Origin of the sequence: Myxococcus xanthus (assembly GCF_013116825.1) — a bacterium.
In the GTDB taxonomy this organism is placed as follows: domain Bacteria; phylum Myxococcota; class Myxococcia; order Myxococcales; family Myxococcaceae; genus Myxococcus; species Myxococcus xanthus_B.
On the sequence record NZ_JABFNS010000162.1, the window covers coordinates 1 to 18,066 of the forward strand.

Consider the following 18,066-nt stretch of genomic DNA (forward strand, 5'->3'; position numbering starts at 1 on the left):
GTGGGGACGGGGGCGGTCGCGTTTCCGGTGCAGGTTCCGGAAGGCGCCCAGGGCGAGGGGCCGGAGGTGACGGAGCTGCGCGCGAAGCTGGCCGAGCGCGACGCCGAGCTGAAGGCGACCCTGGCAAAGCTGCACCTCTACGAGGATGAGGCCCACTACGCCGAGGCCGAGGCCCTGGGCATCACGGAGATGGTGAAGGCCTCTGGCCTCCCCGCCCGGCAGCAGCGCCGGCTGGCGGTGGCCATCGTCCGCGAGGCGGCTCGCAACAACATCGACCCGCTCCTGGTCGTGGCAGTGATCCGCTGCGAGAGCTCCTTCAACAACTACGCGGTGTCCCACGTCGGGGCCATGGGCCTGATGCAGGTGATGCCGGACACCGGCACCTGGCTGGCGGACAAGGCCGGCCTGCGGCTGGGCCGCGCCAGCAACCTCTTCGACTCGGAGACCAACGTGGAGCTGGGGACCGCGTACCTGGCGGACCTCATCCAGCGCTTCGGCACCGTGGAGAAGGCCCTGGTCGCCTACAACGCCGGCCCCGGGCTGGCCCGCCGCATCCTGGCCAAGAAGGAGGCGCGCGCGAAGTTCATGGCCGGCTACCCCGCCAAGGTCGTGAAGGAGTTCCGCAAGCTGAAGGCCGCGCAGGAGAAGCAGCTCACGCTGCGAGAGGCCCAGAAGACGAATGGCCAGAAGAGCTGAACGCTGAGCAACAAGCCTTGCGACGGCTGCACGACAGTCGCGAGAAAGTTGCGATGTGGGGGGTAACCAAACCCGCGAACCCTGTGCACTGTGCGCCGGGCGGGAGAACCCCACGGGCCCTTCCGTGGAAGGACTGGAGCGATGACGCTCCAACCCAGGCTCCGCGCCAACTTGGAGAGCACAGCAATGTCGGGGCTACAGATCCACCGTGAGGAGTCCGCAGGTTCCGTGACGCTGCGGCTGGAGGGCACGCTGGACGGCAAGACGGCAGAAGAGGTCCGGACCTCTCTGAGCGCCCTGAGTGGGCGTGAGGTCGTCCTGGACTTCGCCCACCTGCGGGAGTTCAAGGACAGCGCCGTGGGAGTCCTGACACGAGGACTGGTGGAGCGCCCCGTCCAACTGCGCGGCTTGGCCACCCACCACGAGCGGATGTTCCGGTACTTCGGTGTGGGCACAGGGACGTCGCCGCGCCCTGCCTACTACACGCCCGAGGACGTCTTCCCGGCGTAGGCGCTTCGCCGCCCCGGGAGGGAGGGAGCGTCCGCGCTGCAAGCCCGGACGCGAGGCGTGTTGGCAATCGAGGGAGTCGGCTAGAGTGGCGGCAGATGAACCAGCCTGCCCGCGCCCTCTCCCCGGTGCCGTCCCCCGCAAACGCGCGCACGGCGATGGAACGCATCGCCACCCAGTTGGACCGCGCGGTGCAGGGAAAGCCCTCCCAACTCCAGCTCGTGGTGACGTCCCTGGTCGCCGGCGGCCATGTCCTGCTGGAGGACGTCCCGGGCGTGGGCAAGACGACGCTCGCCGAGGCCCTGGCCAAGGCCTGCGGCCTGAGCTTCGCCCGCGTCCAGTTCACCGCGGACCTGATGCCCGCTGACGTGCTGGGCGCCCAGGTCTTCCACGCGCAGACGGCCACCTTCCAGTTCCGTCCCGGTCCTCTCTTCCGGCAGCTGGTGCTGGCGGATGAGCTGAACCGCGCCCCACCGCGCACCCAGTCCGCGCTGCTGGAGGCCATGGCCCAGGGCCAGGTCTCCCTGGACGGCGCCACGCACGCGCTGCCCGCGCCCTTCACGGTGGTGGCCACGCAGAACCCGGTGGACTTCTCCGGCACCTACCCGCTGCCGGACTCGCAGCTGGACCGCTTCATGGTGCGCATGTCCCTGGGCCACCCGACGCCGGAGGTGGAGGCCGGGCTGCTCGTCACCCGCGACGGCACGCCGCCCCTGGACGCGGTGGAGACCGTCTCCGAGCCCGAGGAGCTGGCGTCGCTGCGCTCGTTCGCCGCGGCGCTGAGATTGGACGCGTCGGTCGCGGACTACGTGGTGCGGCTCGCCACGGCCACGCGCTCGCACGGCGACCTGGAGCGAGGCGCCTCCACCCGCGCCGTGCTCGCGCTGGGCGCGGCCGCACGGGCCCACGCGCTGTGGGACGCCCGGGACTTCGCCACGCCCGGTGACGTCCGCGCGGTGCTCCTGCCCTGCTGGGCCCACCGCATCATGCTGCGCAGCGCCGTGCAGGGCGTGTCCGCGCGCGACGAGGCGGCGCACCTGCTGGAGGAGATTGCCCGAAAGGTCCCGGCGCCCCGGTGACCCCCCGGCTGCCGTCATGGTGGGCCCGGGTTCGCTCGCGGCTCCGCCCGCCGCGCACCCTCAAGGTGACGCGCATCGGACGCACCTACCTGGTGGTGACGTTCGGCGTGGGCCTGGGCGCGCTCAACACCGGCAACAACCTCCTCTACCTGCTGCTGGGCCTCCTGCTGAGCATGGTGGTGGTGTCGGGCGTCCTGTCCGAGCGCTGCCTGCGCTACCTGTCGGTGCGGCGCGTGGGCGCGGACGCAGCCTTCGCCCAGGAGCCCTTCGCCTTCCGGTGGGCCATCTCCCGCGGCCAGGGCCACGCCTTCGCCCTCACGCTGTCAGAGGCGGACTCGCCGCTCACCGGCGCGGGCGGCGTGGGTTACCTGCCCGCGGGCGTGGACCACGTCGTGCGAGCGGACCTCACCGCGCCCCAGCGCGGGCCCGTGCGGCTCACGGGCGTGCGTGTCACCACCACCTGGCCGCTGGGGCTGTTCGCCAAGACGCGCACCTTTCCGCTGGAGAGCACGCTGCTCATCTACCCGCGGCGGACCTACGCCTGTCAGGACCCGGGCGCGCCGGAGCAAGGCCCCGTGGGCGACGCGGGCAACCCCCGCCGCAATGACGGCAACGGAGACCTGAGCGGCCTGCGCGAGCTGGCGCCGGGAGAGGACGCCCGGCGCATCCACTGGATGAAGAGCGCCTCCGCCGGGAAGCTGCTGCGGGTGGAGCGCGAGCACGAGGAGCGGCGCACCTTCGTGCTGACAGTGGCGGACGGGCTCGACGCGGAGGCGCTCGAGCGCCGCTGCGAGGAAGTGGCCGCCTTGGCCCGCCGGCTCATCGAGGAAGGTCACGAGGTGGGCCTGGACACGCCGGAGGAGCGCATCCGGCCCGCCGCGGGCGCGGCCCAGGAGCGGCGCCTGCTGCGGGCGCTGGCGTGGCTGGGGTACGAGCGCCCTCGCGGTGACGAGGAGGCGGCATGAGGAAGGGCACGCGGCTGAGGCTGGTGCTGCGAGACCTGGGCTCCGGGTCCGCCTTCGCCTCCATGGCGGTGTCGGGCCAGCTCCCCCTCTGGTCGCTGGTCCTCTACGGCGTGGCCCTGGTGGTCGCGCTGGCGGGGCGGCGCCCCTTCGCCAACCGGGTGAAGCTCACCGCGCTGCTGCTGCTGGCCGTGGCGCTGACGCTGGGCACGAACGTGCTCGCGGGCTCGCTCAACCTGGTGGTGGCGGCCTGTGCCTTCGCCGGCCTCATCTCCGCGCAGCGCCTGCTGTCCACGCCGGACGCGGCCACCGACGGCCAGGTCCACCTGTCCGGCCTGTTGATGGTGGCGGGCGGCGCGGCGCTCTCCGGCGAGCTCGTCTACGGCCTCTTCCTGATTGTCTTCGGCGTGCTGGCCAGCATCGCCCTGGCGCTGGGCGTGGTGGAGTCCGCGGTCCCCGAAGGCGAGCCGGTGCCGGTGCGCGCGGTGATGGGCCCGCTGGCCATGGGCGTGGGCTTCGCCGTGGTGGGCGCCGTGGCCTTCTTCATCCTCTTCCCCCGCCTCAACTGGAACATGATTGGCCCCGGCGCCTCGCCCGGCCTGGGCGTGGCCACCGCGGGCTTCTCCAACACCGTGCGCCTGGGCGGCGCGGGCACCATCAAGGACAACCCGCGCATCGTGCTGCGCGCCACCCTGACCCCGGACCCGGAGAAGGAAACGCTCGACGCGTACTGGGTGGGCCGCACCTACGACGTCTTCGACGGCATGGAGTGGTCCAACGCGCGCGCCACCAGCAACGGCTCCGAGTTCATGACGACGCTGCGGCCGGGGCAGGAGAACCTGGTCCACCAGCACGTGGAGCTGATGCCCGCGTACGGCGCGCGCACGCTGGTGGCGCTGGAGACGCCCTCGCGGCTGGGCAACGCCGTGGCCAACACGCAGGTGGGCTCCCGGCGCACGCAGATCCACGAACTGGGCGGCGGCGAGGTGCGCTTCCGCGACTCCGGCATCTCGTATTCGTATGAGGCCTACAGTCTCCCGCCCGGCGCCAGCGGCGACGACGTCCAGGACCTGCCCCCAGAGGAGCAGGATTCCCTGCTGTCGCTGCCGGAAGGGCTGGACGTCCGCGTCGGCCAGACAGCCGCGCGGGTGCTCAATGGCGAACGCGACCCGCTGGCCGCCGCGCGGAAGCTGTCCGCGTGGCTGCAACGCGAGTACAGCTACACGCTGGAGTTGAGCGGCGATGTGCCGGACCCGGTCGCCGACTTCCTCTTCCAGCGCAAGCAGGGACACTGCGAGCACTTCGCCACCGCGCTCACGTTGATGCTGCGCACCCAGGGCATGCGGGCGCGGCTGGCCACCGGCTTCTTCGGCGGCGAGCGGGTGACGGGCGGCTACGTGGTCCGCGCGGGTGATGCGCATGCCTGGACGCACGTGCTGGTGCCGGGGCGCGGCTTCATCACCGTGGACGCGACGCCGCCGGCCCACCGCGCGAGCCAGTCCCCTCGCCTGCTGGAGCAGCTCATCAACTTCTATGAAGTCGTGGAGTCGCAGTGGCGTGACGTCGTCCTGGACTACAACTTCCGCGATCAGCTGACGGTCGTCCGCTCGCTCACCCGCTCGCACGAGGTCCCGAAGAAGGACGCGCCGCCCAGCCGCGCGCCGCCCCCCCGGGCCTTCGGTGCCGCGCTGCTCGCGGCCGCCGCGGCCTACACCGCCTGGCGGCTCCTGACGCAGTTCCTGTCCCGTGAGCGGCCGTTGGAGGCCACGCGCTTCGCGGACGCGGTGGAGGCGCAGCTCGCCTCCGCGCGAATCACACGCGTCGACGGTGAGACACTGGAAGCCCTGGACGCTCGGCTCGCCCGGGAGCGGCACCCCCTGTCCCCCGCCCTGACGCCCGTCACCCGGCGCTACCTGGAAGCCCGCTTTGGCGGTCGCCCGCTCCAGCAGGGGGAGGCCACGCGGCTGCTGACGGACTTGAGACGCGCTGTTCTCACGGAGTCCCAGCGCGTCGCCAGCGAGGGCACTCGCCCGCCCCAAGCGCGCGCTTCCTGACACCCGGACCTCGGTCCTCGCGCCTGACCGCCAGGCCGCCCACCGCGCGTGCCGGCGGCCCGGGCGTGTCAGCGGCCCGAGGCGTCGTTACGCCTTTTCCCGCGGGCGGCCACGTCGTGTGACGGGCATCGCTCCAATGGCCGCGCCCTCACTGGGAGCTCGGCCCTGCGCAGCCCCCGGGAGGCTTGAATGCGAACAGTTCTGAAGCTCCTACAGCTAGCGCATCCGGCGATTCATGCCGGTGCGACGTAACGGTTACAGGATTGCGGCGCTGGATGCGCCGCTGGAGCACGCCAACCCCTCGCAGACATTGGGAATGGCCCTTCGGGGCAGGTTGGCATTTCTGTTGCTCAAGCTCCCTTCGTCACGTCGTCAGACGAAATCCATCCATCCCGGCCTCCCCGCGAGGCCCACCGGCGGAGAAATCATTCATGCAGGCATCCACCGAGCAGTCGTCCAACTCCGGCTCCCTGGCGATGTACCTCTCGGAGATCAACCACTACTCCCTCCTCAAGGTGGAGGAGGAGCAGGAGCTCGCGCGCCGCTTCCTCAAGGGCGACCTGGCGGCCGGGCACCGGATGGTGACCGCCAACCTGCGCTTCGTGGTGAAGGTCGCCTACGAGTACCGCTCCTACGGCATCAAGATGTCGGACCTCATCCAGGAGGGGAACATCGGCCTGATGAAGGCCGTGCAGAAGTTCGATCCGGACAAGGGCATCCGCCTCATCTCCTACGCGGTGTGGTGGATTCGCGCGTACATCCAGAACTACATCCTCAAGAGCTGGTCGCTCGTGAAGCTGGGGACCACCCAGGCGCAGCGGAAGCTCTTCTTCAGTCTGGCCCGCACGCGCCGCGAGCTGGAGAAGTTTGGCAGCGGTGACACTGCCGTGAATGTGGATGACATCGCCCGCCGGCTCCACGTGAAGCCGGGCGAGGTGCGGGAGATGGAGCAGCGCATGGGTGGGCGGGACTTGTCCCTGGACGCGCCCATGGGCGAGGACGGCGGCAACAGCCACGTGGACTTCGTGGTGAGCGCCGCGGCCCCGCAGGACGACGAGTTCGCGGACAAGGAGGAGGCGGGCCTCATCAACGCCCGCGTCCGGACCGCGCTGATGCGCCTGGACCCGCGTGAGCGCTTCATCATCGAGCAACGCGTCATGAACGAGCGCCCCATGACGCTCAAGGAGCTGGGGGAGCACTTCGGCTTCTCGCGCGAGCGCGCCCGCCAGTTGGAGATACGCGCCAAGGACAAGCTCAAATCGGAGCTGGCCGCGCTCATGGCCGAGGTGGACCCCGAGGCCGTCGCCACCCAGCCATGAGCCGGGACGGCCCCGGCCAGCCGACCCGGCATTCCGGGGCAAGCCCGCATCAACGCGCCTCCGCCCTACCGGCGGGGGCGCTTGCCATTTGAGGGCGTTGTTTCACGGCCAGCCGGGGGCCTGCTAGAAAGGGCCGGTTTCCCTTTGAAGGAGCCCCCCGCTTGGCCCACGGTTCGCCGCCGATCTCCGAGGATCGCGTCCCGGTCGCGCAGACACTCGCGACAGTCGCCCATACCCCGTACATCCCCCCCGACAAGTCTCCGGCGGAGATGACGATTCGAGCCCTGGTGCTCGGCTCGGTGCTGGGCATCGTGTTCGCCGCCTCGTCCGTGTACCTGGCCATCAAGGTGGGCCTCACGGTCTCCGCGTCCATTCCCGTCGCGGTGCTCTCCATCGCCATCTTCCGGGCCCTGGGCAGCTCCAGCATCCTGGAGAGCACCATCGTCCAGACGACGGGCTCGGCCGGTGAGTCGCTCGCCTTCGGGGTGGCCGCCGCGCTCCCCGCCCTCTTGCTGCTGGGCTACGACATCAGCCTCACCCACGCCTTCCTCACGGCGGCGCTGGGCGGCGTGCTCGGCGTGCTGATGATGATTCCGCTGCGCCAGGGCCTCATCGTCCAGGAGCACGGCAGGCTTCCCTACCCGGAGGGCACCGCCAGCGCGGACGTGCTCATCGTCGGCGAGCAGGGCGGCACCAACGCCCGCACCGTCATCACCGGGTTCATCGTGGGCGGTGTCTACAAGCTCGCCTACTCCGGCATGAAGCTGTTCCGCGAGGTGCTGAGCACGCCGCTGCAGGGGCTCAAGAGCGCGACCGTCTCCACCGAGGTGAGCCCGGAGCTGCTGGGCGTGGGCTACATCATCGGCCCCCGCGTGGCGGCCATCACCTTCGCCGGTGGTGTGCTGAGCTACCTCATCCTCATCCCGGCCATCTCGTTCTTCGGCAGCGGGCTGGAGACGCCGCTGCTGATGCACAACGGCCAGCTCATCCGGGACATGTCGCCGGACCAGATTCGCAATGCGTACGTGCTCTACATCGGCGCGGGCGCCGTGGCGACGGGCGGTCTCATCAGCCTCATCCGCTCGCTGCCCACCATCGTCGGGGCCTTCAAGCGCAGCCTGGAGTCGCTGAAGGCGTCGCGGGGCCAGGGCGCCATGCCGCAGCTGCTGCGCACGGAGCAGGACCTGCCCATCACCGTGGTGCTGGGCGGCAGCGCGCTGCTGGTGCTGGCCATCTGGCTGGCGCCGCCGCTGGAGGTGAACTTCATCTCCGCCATCCTCATCGTCATCTTCGGCTTCTTCTTCGTCACGGTGAGCGCGCGCATCACCGGTGAGATTGGCAGTTCGTCCAACCCCATCTCCGGCATGGTGGTGGCCACGCTGCTCATCACCTGCCTCGTGTACCTGCTCATGGGCTGGACGTCGTCCGAGGACCGCTTCATGGCCCTCACCACGGCGGCCATCGTCGGCATCGCCGCGTCCAACGGCGGCACCACCGCGCAGGACCTCAAGACGGCCTTCCTGGTGGGCGGTACGCCCCGGCGCCAGCAGTTGGCGCTGTTCGTCGGTGTGCTCACCAGCGCGATGTTCATCGGCCTGGTGCTGGTGACGCTCAACCGCGGCGCCACCGTCACCATCCCCGAGCCCCACCCGGGCGTGAAGGTGACGGAGTTCTCCAACGAGACGCGCGTCCAGCACACCTTCTCCTGGGCCGTCTCCGCCGACGCGATGGCGGCCCGCGGCCTGGACGAGGCGGCGCTGCGCAGGGCCGTCTGGGCGCAGGGCTACGAGCTGAACACGCAGGGCGGCGCGATGGAGCTGCGCAGCTGGCGCGACGTGTCCTCGCAGGACCTGGGCGCGGTGACGCTCAACGTCTCCCGCGGCGCCCCCATCAAGGTGGCGGACCTGGGCGCCGTCACCGACGGCCCGGAGCGCACCTACAAGGAAGGCTTCGTGCGCGGCGCGGACACGCCGGTGCCCGCGGGCAAGTACCTGCTCGATGAGTCCGACACCATCCAGTACGTGGTGGACCCGGGCATCGGTGGCCGCGTCAGCGTCTATGAAGGCCAGCAGCTGACGCGCTACGCGGCCCCCAAGGCGCAGCTGTTCTCGCTCATCATCGACGGCATCCTCACCCAGAAGCTGCCGTGGGACCTGGTGCTCCTGGGCGTGTTCATCGCGCTGATGCTGGAGCTGTGCGGCGTGTCCTCCCTGCCCTTCGCGGTGGGCGTGTACCTGCCCATCAGCAGCAGCGCGCCGCTCTTCGTGGGCGGCATGGTGCGCTACTTCGTGGACCGCATCCGCGGCGGCGAGTCCGACTTCTCGCCGGGCACCCTGCTCTCCTCCGGCTTCATCGCCGGTGGCTCCATCGCGGGCGTGCTCATCGCCTTCCTGGAAATCGCCACCGACGGAGCCGGCACCCGCGCGCTGAACCTGCCTGCCCTGCTGGGCAATCAGGGCGGCCTGGGCGGCTTCCTCAACATGGTGGGCGAGAGCGAGCACTCCCACCCGCTGTGGTCCAACCTCTGGGGCCTGCTCTTCTTCGCCGGCCTGACGCTGTTCCTGCTGCGCTCCGCCATCAAGGGCCAGAGCGCCGCCATGTCCCCGCCGCCGCAGAAGGAGGCGTAGGCCACGTGCCCGGGCCTCCTCCTGGAGGCCGGGTGAAACACCGCTGAGACACCCGGGGCGGCGAGGAGCAATCCTCGCCGCCTCGCTCATTTCCGGGGCGGGTGCGGCGTGCCTCCTGAAACCCCGTCCAGGAGGCGGCGAGCACCCACCCGGGCCGTCTCACTCAGAGCGGCGGGTGGGAGGACGGCACGGGGCCAGCGGCCTCCGTGGCCTCCGCGCACACGTACTCCGTGCGCAGCGGCGTGACGATGCCGAAGGTCGCCGCGTAGACGACGGGGCTCCACCACGGCCAATACACATCCACGCGGGAGAAGCCGTGCTGGCACTCCGGCGCCACCACGTTCGAGGTCGTCAGTCCGACGACCAGGCTCACGCCGGTCTGCTCTTCGGGCGCTCCTCCGCGAGGCGCTCCGGAACGGAGGCTCATCCGGAAACAGCCCGTCAGCGAAACCAACAGCAGCGAGCACGCCAGCAACCGCGCCATGGACGTCACCTCGTTGCGGCGGATGACGCATTTGGCAACACAACCAGGAATCCCCGTCATTCTCATGCCCCGTCACAGGGACGACACCCAAGCCATGAGACTTCCACGGACCGTCTCCTGGGTGGCCGTCCAAAATCGGGTTAGGCTCGGGTGACAGCATGGCCCACCCCCCTAAAGCCATCCAGGAATCCAACGCGGAGCCCCAGCTTTCGCCTGAGGCACGTGAGAAGGTTGAGTTGGCGAAGACGTTCGCCTTCCACCTGCTCAAGGGCATCAAGCAGATCGGGATGTATCGCCACAACGAGTCGCGCTTCCCGGAGTTCCTCGGGAAGGCGCTCGAGTCGATTACCACCTACACCGACAAGTTCGGCCCCCTGTCGATGAAGGTGGAGCAGCAGAACTTCCTGCTCCTCGGTGAGTCGCTGTTCTCCGAGGACACCCCGCTGCCCTACAAGTTCTTCCGCGACGGCATCCGGCAGCTCATCTTCCGCCCGGGGCTCACGGTGGAGGAGCTGACCACCTTCACGCTCATCGCCCTGTCCGAGCCGGAGCGCGGCGCGGAGGACGTGCTGGCGCAGCTGTGGCGCGCGAGCATGGAGCACGTGGAGTACGTGGTGGTGGAAGGCTTCTCCATGGAGAACGCCAGCGAGGAGGAAGTGCAGGTCGAGGTGGACAAGGTGGTGGGCTACCTCTACTCGCGCCTGCAGACGAACTCGGATGACTACCTGCGCTTCGCGCGCGTGTCCGCGGAGGACCTGGACGCCAAGCTGGACGGCGTGGAGCAGATTCGCGGACTCGTGGTGGGTGGACGGCATGCCTCGGACGAGCTGAAGGCGAAGCTGCAGCGCGAGGTCTCCGAGGAGGAGAACGCCCGGCTGTTCCCCAAGCTGGTGAGCGCCGTGTTCCAGGTGGTGGAAGGCGGCGTGGATGACGCGTTCCTGCTCGAGGAGATCTTCGTGCAGTTGCTGGACATGCTCCTCCTCCAGGACGACTTCGGCACCATCAACCAGATCGTCCTCAAGCTGCGCGCGCTGTCCCAGCGCGAAGGCAGCGAGGACCTGGCGAAGATGTTGGAGAACTTCCTCCACAAGATGGGCGAGGAGCAGCGCCTGATGCGGGTGGGCGAGTCGCTCAAGTCGACGCGACCGAAGAACCCCGCGGACGTGTCTCGCTACCTCCAGGTGTTGGGCCGGGACTCCATCATCCCCCTGCTGTCGGTGCTGGAGAGCATCGAGGTCGCCGACAACCGCACCCTGCTCTGTGACGCCCTCGCGGGTTTCGCGCGTGAGGTGCCCGAGCCCTTCGTCGCGCGGCTGATGTCAGAGCGGCCGCAGACAGTGCGCGACATGGTCTACATCCTGGAGAAGAGCAACCACCCGGACCGGGTGAAGATGTTCGGCCAGGTGCTCAAGAGCCCCAACCTGGTGGTGAAGTTGGAGGTGCTCAACATCATCGGCCGAGGCCGCACGGGCGAGGCCCGGCGCATCATCGCGGACGCGCTCACGGACTCCATCTCCCAGGTGCGCATGCTGGCGGCGAAGCTGCTGCCGGAGTTCGACCGCGACAAGGGATACGCGGACCTGATGCGCCTGGTGCGGGAGCCCGGCTTCGACAAGAAGACGCCCGACGAGCGCGCCGCGGTGTACGCGGCCATCGGCTCCACGGGCACCCCGGGCGCCCTGTCGATGATGCAGCAGATGCTCGCGACGAAGCCCTCGCTGCTCAACAAGAAGCGCGTGCTGGAGGACAAGCTGCTGGCCATCCACGGCCTGGGCGGCGCGTGCTCCATCCAGGGCTACAAGCTGTTGCAGGCGGTGGTGGAGGACAAGAGCCAGCCATTGGAGGTCCTCACCTCGGCTCGCAAGGCGATGTACCAGACGAAGAAGGCGCTCTTCGGAGACTCGGCGCTGTCGGAGGAGACATAGGCGCATGGCCGACAACCTGAAAATCACCCAGGCGCAGGATGAGAACACCAACGAGTTCGGCCGCGAGCACAACGAGAAGCTCCAGGGACTGGCGCGCTCGCTGGTGGCCGGCCTGTACATGCTGGTGCGCTCGGTGAAGATGTATGACCCGGAGAACGCGGTCTTCCAGAAGCCGCTGCACCAGCTCCAGGACATCATCAATCAAATCATCGGCAAGGAAGGCCGCCTGGAGCTCACGGGCGTCAAGGAGTCGTTCTACCTGAACGGCATGCTGGTGAAGGTGGACCTCAACTCCATCGAGAACCAGCGATACCTGCTGACGGAGCTGCGCTCGAAGGACGTGGGCGGCTTCACGCTCACCAAGCCCGTCACCGTTCCGGAGCTGAAGAACTTCATCTGGATCTTCAGCAAGGAGCAGACGACCGCGTCCGAAGAGGACGGCCTGTCCAACCGCAAGCTGCTCAACATGCGGGTGGCCAAGTTCTCCAAGCTGAAGGAGAAGCTGAACAAGGACCTGGACAACCCGGGCGACCAGAAGGTGGACCGCAAGAAGTACGCGATGACCATCTACGCGCGCGCCGTGTTCTTCCTCACGAAGTACCTGGAGTCGGTGCGCGCCGGAAAGCCCATCAACGCCTCCAAGGCGCTGCGCCTGGTGCAGGACTTCGTCGACATCTCCTTCGAGCAGCGGACGCACTTCCTGGGCATGACGACCATGCGACGCGAGGACGACTACCTCGTGTATCACCAGGTCAACGTGTGCCTCATGAGCGTCGTCTTCGGCGCGGAGCTGGGGCTGACGAAGCCGCAGCTGCGCGACCTGGGCTACATCGCCCTCTTCCACGACGCCGGCATGGCCACGCTGTCGGAGGAGCTGTCGACGAAGCGAGGCGCGCTGACGCCCGAGGAGAAGCAGACGGTGCAGCGCGCGCCGCTCATCTCCGTGCGCAACATCCTGATGGAGAAGGGCTTCAGCCGCTCCACGCTGCTGCGCGTGGTGACGACGTTCGAGCACAAGACGGACTTCGGCACCGCCGTGCGCGACTCCCGCGGCAACATCCAGATGATCATCCCGAAGACGAACCTCGGGGTGTACGCGAAGATCATCGCCATCTGCGACGCGTACGACGCCCTCACCTCCAAGCGCCCGTACCGGGATGCCTACGGCCCGGAGGTGGCGCTGATGCTGATGTGGTCGGAGATGCGGAACAAGTTCGACCCGGAGCTGCTGTCCGTCTTCATGCGGGTGATGGCCATCCAGCCCGTGAAGGTGCTGTCCAAGCGCCAGCAGTCGCTCAGCGTGTCCGGCCTGTAGTCCGCTTCGAGCCGCCCGCCGCCTTCCGGGGCGCGGGCTGCTTTCGGGTGGCGGGCGGGGCCTCCGGCGCGGGGACGGTGGCCCGGAGCAGCGTCAGGGCCGCCTCCAGGTCCGCGGGAATGGGCGCCTCCAGCTTCAGCACCTTGCCCGTGCGCGGGTGCGCGAAGGACAGGCGCCACGCATGGAGCGCCTGGCGCCCCAGCCGCTCCTGGGCCTCCGCCACGGCGCCCTTCGCCTTGCGCCCGGCGCCGTAGAGCGCGTCGCAGAGCAGGGGGTGGCCGGCCTCGGAGAGGTGCACGCGAATCTGGTGCGTGCGGCCGGTGAGCAGGTCCACCTCCACCAGCGCGGCGCCATCGAAGGCCTCGAGGACGCGGTACTCGGTGATGGCGTTCTTGCCCTCCTTCACCTTGCCCGTGAAGCGCTGGCGGTGGATGGGGTGACGGCCGTAGAGCGTCTCGATGCGCCCTTCCGTCGGCGGGACGCCGTGGACCAGCGCCAGGTACGTCTTCTCCACCGCGCGCGTCTTGAAGGCCTTCTGGAGCGCCACCAGCGCCTGCTCGTTCTTCGCCACGACGAGACAGCCGGTGGTGTCCTTGTCGAGCCGGTGGACGATGCCGGGCCGCAGCTCGCCGCCAACACCGGCCAGGTCCTTCACCCGGTGCAGCAGCGCGTTGACCAGGGTGCCGGAGGCGTGGCCCGCGCCGGGGTGGACGACCATCCCCGCCGCCTTGTCGACGACGACCAGGTCGCGGTCCTCGTGCAGCAGCGCGAGCGGGAGCTCCTCCGCCAACGGGACGGCGGGAACGGGCGCCGGAATGTGGAGGACGAGCAGCTCACCGCCGCGCAGACGCCGGGCCGGTTTGGCCGGCTGGCCGTCCGCGAGCACATGCCCGGCCTCGATGAGGCCGTGGATGCGAGAGCGCGTGAGGTCCGGGAACGCGCGCGCGAGGAATTGGTCGACGCGCTCGCCGCGAGCTTCGGGCGGAGCGCGGAGCTCTCGCGTGTCAGGCGCTACCACGGGGAGGGGGTTACCAGATCTTCGACTTCACATGCGCCTTCGAGCGCAGGACGATGTCGTTGATCGCCCGCTCGAAGAAGTTCATCTTCGTGAAGATCTCCTGGCTGACGCGGCTCTTGTAGAGCTCGCGGCCCTCTTCCAGTTCCTCCTTGAGGACCTCGAAGAGGTTGTCCTGTTCGATTCCCTTGATGATCTTCTGCTCGTTGTAGAGCGAGATATCCGAGGCAATCGCACGGGCGAGCCGCATCGCCTTGACCTTTTCCTCGTCCGTCATCGTGCTACCTACTTAGGCAGCGGCTGGAGGCGAGTCAACTTTCCTCGCAACGCCGGTGACATCCGCGCGCTTCCGGGCGCCTCCCCTACTTCCGGCCCGCCTTCTCAGAAGACAAGGCCAGGTAGCTCTTGGAGACGCGGAGTGGATCCAACCCCAGCTCGCGGGCGAGGCTCATCAGGATACCTCGCAGGTAGACCGAGGGCGGGAGCAGGCTGTAGCGGTCCGCCTCGACGTTCTCCAGGTGCATGCGCGTGATGCGGGTGCGGTCGGCCACCTGCTGGAGGGTCACCCCTCGGGCCTCCCGGACCTTGCGGAGCAGTTCGCCGTTGAACTCGGCATCGGGCGGGATGTCCGGGATGCGAGGCCGAGGCTCACGGGCCCGCGACGCGGCCTGGGACGCCTGCGCCAGCGCCGCCTCCGCCGTGGCGATGGCGGAGTCCTGGGCGATCTGCGGCGCGTCTCCCAGGGGCCGCCCGGGGCGCGCCCCAGCCCGGCCCGGCTCGGGCTGAGCCTCCGTGGCGGGCGACGCACGGACAGGGACGAGGGCGGTCGACTCGGCCTCGGGTGCCTGGGAGGCCGTCGGTACCGGGCTGGCACTCGCTGGAGCCGGCGGGGGGGGCGCAGCGCTGGTTTCCGATGCCGGAGCGCCAGTCACGGCGGCAGCAGGCGCCGGAGGGGGTACGGCCGCCACGGCGCTGACCGGAGCGCCTTGCGTGGGGACCACCGGCGCGGCGGCTGGGACGCTGGCCGAAGCGGCCGAGGCACTGCTTTCCGCCACCGGGGCGCTGACGGGAACGGCCGAGACGGGCGCCGGCACGGCAGCCGTCGCAGGCAACTGCGCATCGCTGACCGGAGCCAGCGCACTGACAGCGCCTGCCGACCCCGGCGTCGGCACGGCGGCCGAAGCAGCCACCGAGGCGTCGCCGCCTGAAGAAGGGGCGCTGACCTGGGGAGCCGGCGCGCTGCCCGTTACCGCAGTGCCTCCTGGGGAAACCGCAGCAGTCGCGCTGGCCGCCACGACGCCAGGCACCACCGCAGCGACCTCATGAGCCGCGGACGGCTCACCCACCGGAGCCGCAGCCACCGTACCGGAGGCTTCGCGCCGCGACTCATCGCTCGCGGCCCCCGTGCCCGTTCCCCCCACCGAAACCTGGGGCTGAATCGACGCAACGGGAACATCCACCGCGCTCCCCATCCGCTGCGTGTCCTGCAACGAGCTGGACACGTACGCGAACGAGAACCCACGGAAAAACGACGCCCGGAAGTCCGCATGTCCCGAGGACGCCGGCACCGGCTCCACCCGAGGCTCCGTCGCATGGGCCCCGGCTTCCCCTTCCCCGCCCCGCCCCGTCATCGCGGTCTCCGAGTCCTCCACCGGCACGTCTCGCACTGCTCCTGGCCTCCCGTTCGTCCCCGTTTCGGGGACCTGCGTCGAAAGGTGGCCAGTTTGATCTTCCGCGCCGGAAGCGGCAACCCCAACGAGCCCCGCGCGCTCTTCCACCGGCGCGGCGGCATGTGCCACCTCGCCCCCGGTCGACACCGCGTCCATCAACCGGCGGGCCGGGAGCCCCAGGTCCTTGTCGTACTCGGCACGCAGCTCTTCGTCGGAGAGAATCTCCAGCGCCTCGGCGAGCCGAGTGCGGAGCTCATCCACCTGGCCCTCGTCCACGAGCGCATACACGGCGATGGAGTCCGGTGAATACAGCTCCGTCAGCCGTTCGTACGCCGCCCGAATCTCCTCCTTCGGCGCGGTGACGGGGACTTCGAGAATCTCGTAATAGGTCTGCAGCTCGAAGGGCTTCATGGTGTGGAACGCTGAGGGGAGCCGTCGAGTGTGAGGATACGCGTTGCGATGCCCAGAATGGCAGTGGCCGCCGCGGAATCCGGTCGCTCGATGAGGACGGGCTTGCGCTTGCGCACCGCGCGCCACGCCTCGTCGTCGTAGCGAATGGCACCCAGGACATCCATTTCGATGCCAAAGAACTTCTTCCATGCGGCGGCCACCGAGGCGCCCACCGACAGGTCCGCATCCGTGCGCGCCTGGTTCACGATCAGCCGGATGCGGAACGCGGAGAGCTCGCGCTCCAGGCGGTCCGCGATGGCAGGGTCCTTGCGCCGGGCCTGCGCCAGCACGTCATGCAGCGTGCGCAGCGCCCCCTCACGGGTGGTGAGCGCGTCCTCCACCAGGTCCTCGATGCCGTACTGCGACTCCACCTGCTGGAGCTTGCGGAAGAAGGCCGCCTTCGCGAAGCGGTAGGCGTTCTCCACCGACGTGGGCTCGGGGAGCATCACCAGCACGCCGTGGTCGGCGAGGATGAAGAAGTCGATGGTGTTGAAGCTCGTCCCCGCGCCCAGGTCCAGGATGAGGTAGTCCGCCGACGTTCCCATCAACGTCCGCAGCAGCTTCTGCTTCTGCGCGTACTTGAGGTTGGCCGCGTCCAGCGCATCCTGCGCGCCGGCGATCAGCGACAGCCGGGGCACGCCCGTGGGGACGATGACCTCTTCCAGCTGCGCCTTGTTCCGACGCAGGAAGTCGGACAGCGTCGCGTTGGGCTGTCCCACCCCCAGGCACGTGTGGAGGTTGGCGCCGCCCAGGTCCACGTCCACGAGCAGCACGTTGGCCCCGGATTGGGCCAGGGCCACGCCCAGGTTGGCCGACACCATGGACTTGCCAATACCGCCCTTCCCGCCTCCCACGGCGATGATGCGCCGCGGGCGAGGACGGCGTGACAGACCAGGAGGGCCGGAGACCCTGGAGCCTGGCTCCGTGGGGCCCAGGACACGGGATTCGGTCCGGGGCGCTGGCGAGGGTTGGGGCATGCCCCCCCATCAAATCCCGAACCCGGGGTCGCGTCGACTCCCCGACCTTCTGCATCCGTTCAGTGGAACATCCCGGCCCGCGCATGCGCCGGAAACCCGTCACTCCCGGTGTTTCCAGCCCCTGCGGCGAGCCCGGATGCCCACCAGGCAGGCGCTACTCGTCGAGCAGCTCGACGTTCCAGTACGACGCATCCGCCAGGTGCAGGAACGGCAGCCACTCCCGGTACGTCACCTTGCGGGTGGCGCCGCGGAACAGCGGCGTCCAGCGGGGGCGCACGGGCTTCTTGAGCAGCTTCATGTGGGCCTGCTCCGGCGTCCGCCCACCCTTCCGCAGGTTGCAAGGCACGCAGGAGCAAACGACGTTCTCCCACGTCGTCTTGCCGCCCTGCGTGCGCGGCATGACGTGGTCCAGGTTCAGCTCGCTGCGCGGCAGGTTCTTGCCGCAGTACTGACAGGTGTCGTTGTCGCGCGCGTAGATGTTGAGCCGGGAGAAGCGCACCCGGCCTCGGGGCAGGTGGTCATACGCGCTGAGCACCAGGACACGGGGAACGCGGATGGTCCGCTCGATGGTGGTGATGCAGTCCTGTGTCGCGCTCAGCGCTGCCCAATCCGCGAACTCGTAGAGCCGGTACTGCGAGTCGATGGCCTTGGCCACCCCCAGGTACAGGAGCGAGAACGCCCGCTTCACCGAGGTGACATGCACCGGCTGGTAGTACCGGTTGAGGACAAGCACGGCGCTGTTGATCATGGCGGGTTCCCTGGAATGGCGGCCGCGACGGCATCCGCGACGGCCTGGAGCTCCTCCTCCTCGAGGCACCGGACGTCGAGGAGCACCTCGCCATCCGCGATCCTCCCAATAACCGGCGACCTTCCTCCGCGCAGGCGCTCCAGGAATTCTTCCGGCGTCCCTAGGGTGAGGATGCACGCGGAGGACGGCAACCTGGCCAGCGGCATGGCACCCCCACCCACCTGTCCCTCCACGCTGC

At 69.3% G+C, this 18,066-nt stretch carries 15 protein-coding genes and 1 pseudogene; 9 read left to right on the forward strand and 7 right to left on the reverse strand.

Features of this window, described 5'->3' with window-relative positions; genetic code table 11:
* The 7 genes from HNV26_RS32650 to HNV26_RS32680 form a co-directional block, all read left to right on the forward strand.
* A partial coding sequence (locus tag HNV26_RS32650; RefSeq protein WP_216612941.1) for a lytic transglycosylase domain-containing protein occupies window positions 1–696 on the forward strand: 696 nt, incomplete at its 5' end.
* A 186-nt stretch (window positions 697–882) separates the two neighbouring features.
* Complete coding sequence (locus HNV26_RS32655; protein WP_171445015.1) at window positions 883–1,206, forward strand: STAS domain-containing protein; 324 nt, start codon at window positions 883–885, stop codon at window positions 1,204–1,206.
* Between the two features lie 95 nt (window positions 1,207–1,301).
* Window positions 1,302–2,282 (forward strand): AAA family ATPase, encoded by a 981-nt coding sequence (locus HNV26_RS32660; protein ID WP_171445014.1) that lies wholly within the window; start codon window positions 1,302–1,304, stop codon window positions 2,280–2,282.
* Window positions 2,279–3,247, forward strand: a complete 969-nt coding sequence (locus HNV26_RS32665; protein ID WP_171445013.1) for a DUF58 domain-containing protein — start codon at window positions 2,279–2,281, stop codon at window positions 3,245–3,247. The genes HNV26_RS32660 and HNV26_RS32665 overlap by 4 nt, the downstream gene beginning before the upstream one ends.
* Window positions 3,244–5,298: a transglutaminase TgpA family protein gene (locus tag HNV26_RS32670; protein ID WP_171445012.1), complete on the forward strand. Its 2,055-nt coding sequence runs from the start codon at window positions 3,244–3,246 to the stop codon at window positions 5,296–5,298. Before HNV26_RS32665 ends, HNV26_RS32670 begins: the two co-directional genes overlap by 4 nt.
* Before the next feature lie 431 nt (window positions 5,299–5,729).
* The gene (locus tag HNV26_RS32675; RefSeq protein ID WP_171445011.1) at window positions 5,730–6,617 is read left to right on the forward strand and encodes an RNA polymerase factor sigma-32; all 888 of its coding nucleotides are present in this window, start codon (window positions 5,730–5,732) and stop codon (window positions 6,615–6,617) included.
* A 161-nt stretch (window positions 6,618–6,778) separates the two neighbouring features.
* A complete protein-coding gene (locus tag HNV26_RS32680; protein ID WP_171445010.1) occupies window positions 6,779–9,244 on the forward strand; it encodes an OPT family oligopeptide transporter in 2,466 nt (821 codons plus the stop codon).
* Between the two features lie 163 nt (window positions 9,245–9,407).
* On the opposite strand, the gene HNV26_RS32685 is transcribed toward HNV26_RS32680, so the two are convergent.
* Window positions 9,408–9,788: a hypothetical protein gene (locus HNV26_RS32685; protein WP_253817278.1), complete on the reverse strand. Its 381-nt coding sequence runs from the start codon at window positions 9,786–9,788 to the stop codon at window positions 9,408–9,410.
* A gap of 98 nt (window positions 9,789–9,886) precedes the next feature.
* Between HNV26_RS32685 and HNV26_RS32690 the strand changes: the two genes are divergently transcribed.
* Window positions 9,887–11,653, forward strand: coding sequence for a HEAT repeat domain-containing protein (locus HNV26_RS32690; RefSeq protein WP_171445008.1), 1,767 nt, complete (start codon window positions 9,887–9,889; stop codon window positions 11,651–11,653).
* A gap of 4 nt (window positions 11,654–11,657) precedes the next feature.
* Window positions 11,658–12,968, forward strand: a complete 1,311-nt coding sequence (locus HNV26_RS32695; RefSeq protein ID WP_171445007.1) for an HD-GYP domain-containing protein — start codon at window positions 11,658–11,660, stop codon at window positions 12,966–12,968.
* Here the strand turns inward: HNV26_RS32695 and HNV26_RS32700 are convergent.
* From HNV26_RS32700 to HNV26_RS32725, 6 genes and pseudogenes are all read right to left on the reverse strand, one after another.
* Entirely contained in the window at window positions 12,949–13,986 is a 1,038-nt protein-coding gene (locus tag HNV26_RS32700) for an RluA family pseudouridine synthase (protein WP_171445006.1), read from the reverse strand. The genes HNV26_RS32695 and HNV26_RS32700 overlap by 20 nt on opposite strands.
* 10 nt (window positions 13,987–13,996) lie before the next feature.
* Entirely contained in the window at window positions 13,997–14,260 is a 264-nt protein-coding gene (locus tag HNV26_RS32705) for a hypothetical protein (RefSeq protein WP_011553384.1), read from the reverse strand.
* Between the two features lie 85 nt (window positions 14,261–14,345).
* Entirely contained in the window at window positions 14,346–16,064 is a 1,719-nt protein-coding gene (locus HNV26_RS32710; RefSeq protein WP_171452943.1) for a helix-turn-helix domain-containing protein, read from the reverse strand.
* Window positions 16,061–16,957: a P-loop NTPase gene (locus tag HNV26_RS32715; RefSeq protein WP_171443334.1), complete on the reverse strand. Its 897-nt coding sequence runs from the start codon at window positions 16,955–16,957 to the stop codon at window positions 16,061–16,063. Before HNV26_RS32715 ends, HNV26_RS32710 begins: the two co-directional genes overlap by 4 nt.
* A 277-nt stretch (window positions 16,958–17,234) precedes the next feature.
* On the reverse strand, window positions 17,235–17,828 hold the full coding sequence (locus tag HNV26_RS32720) for an HNH endonuclease (protein WP_090491299.1): 594 nt from the start codon (window positions 17,826–17,828) through the stop codon (window positions 17,235–17,237).
* Window positions 17,825–18,066 (reverse strand): annotated as a pseudogene (locus HNV26_RS32725) (L-seryl-tRNA(Sec) selenium transferase); the annotation flags it as partial. The gene HNV26_RS32720 and the pseudogene HNV26_RS32725, both read right to left, overlap by 4 nt.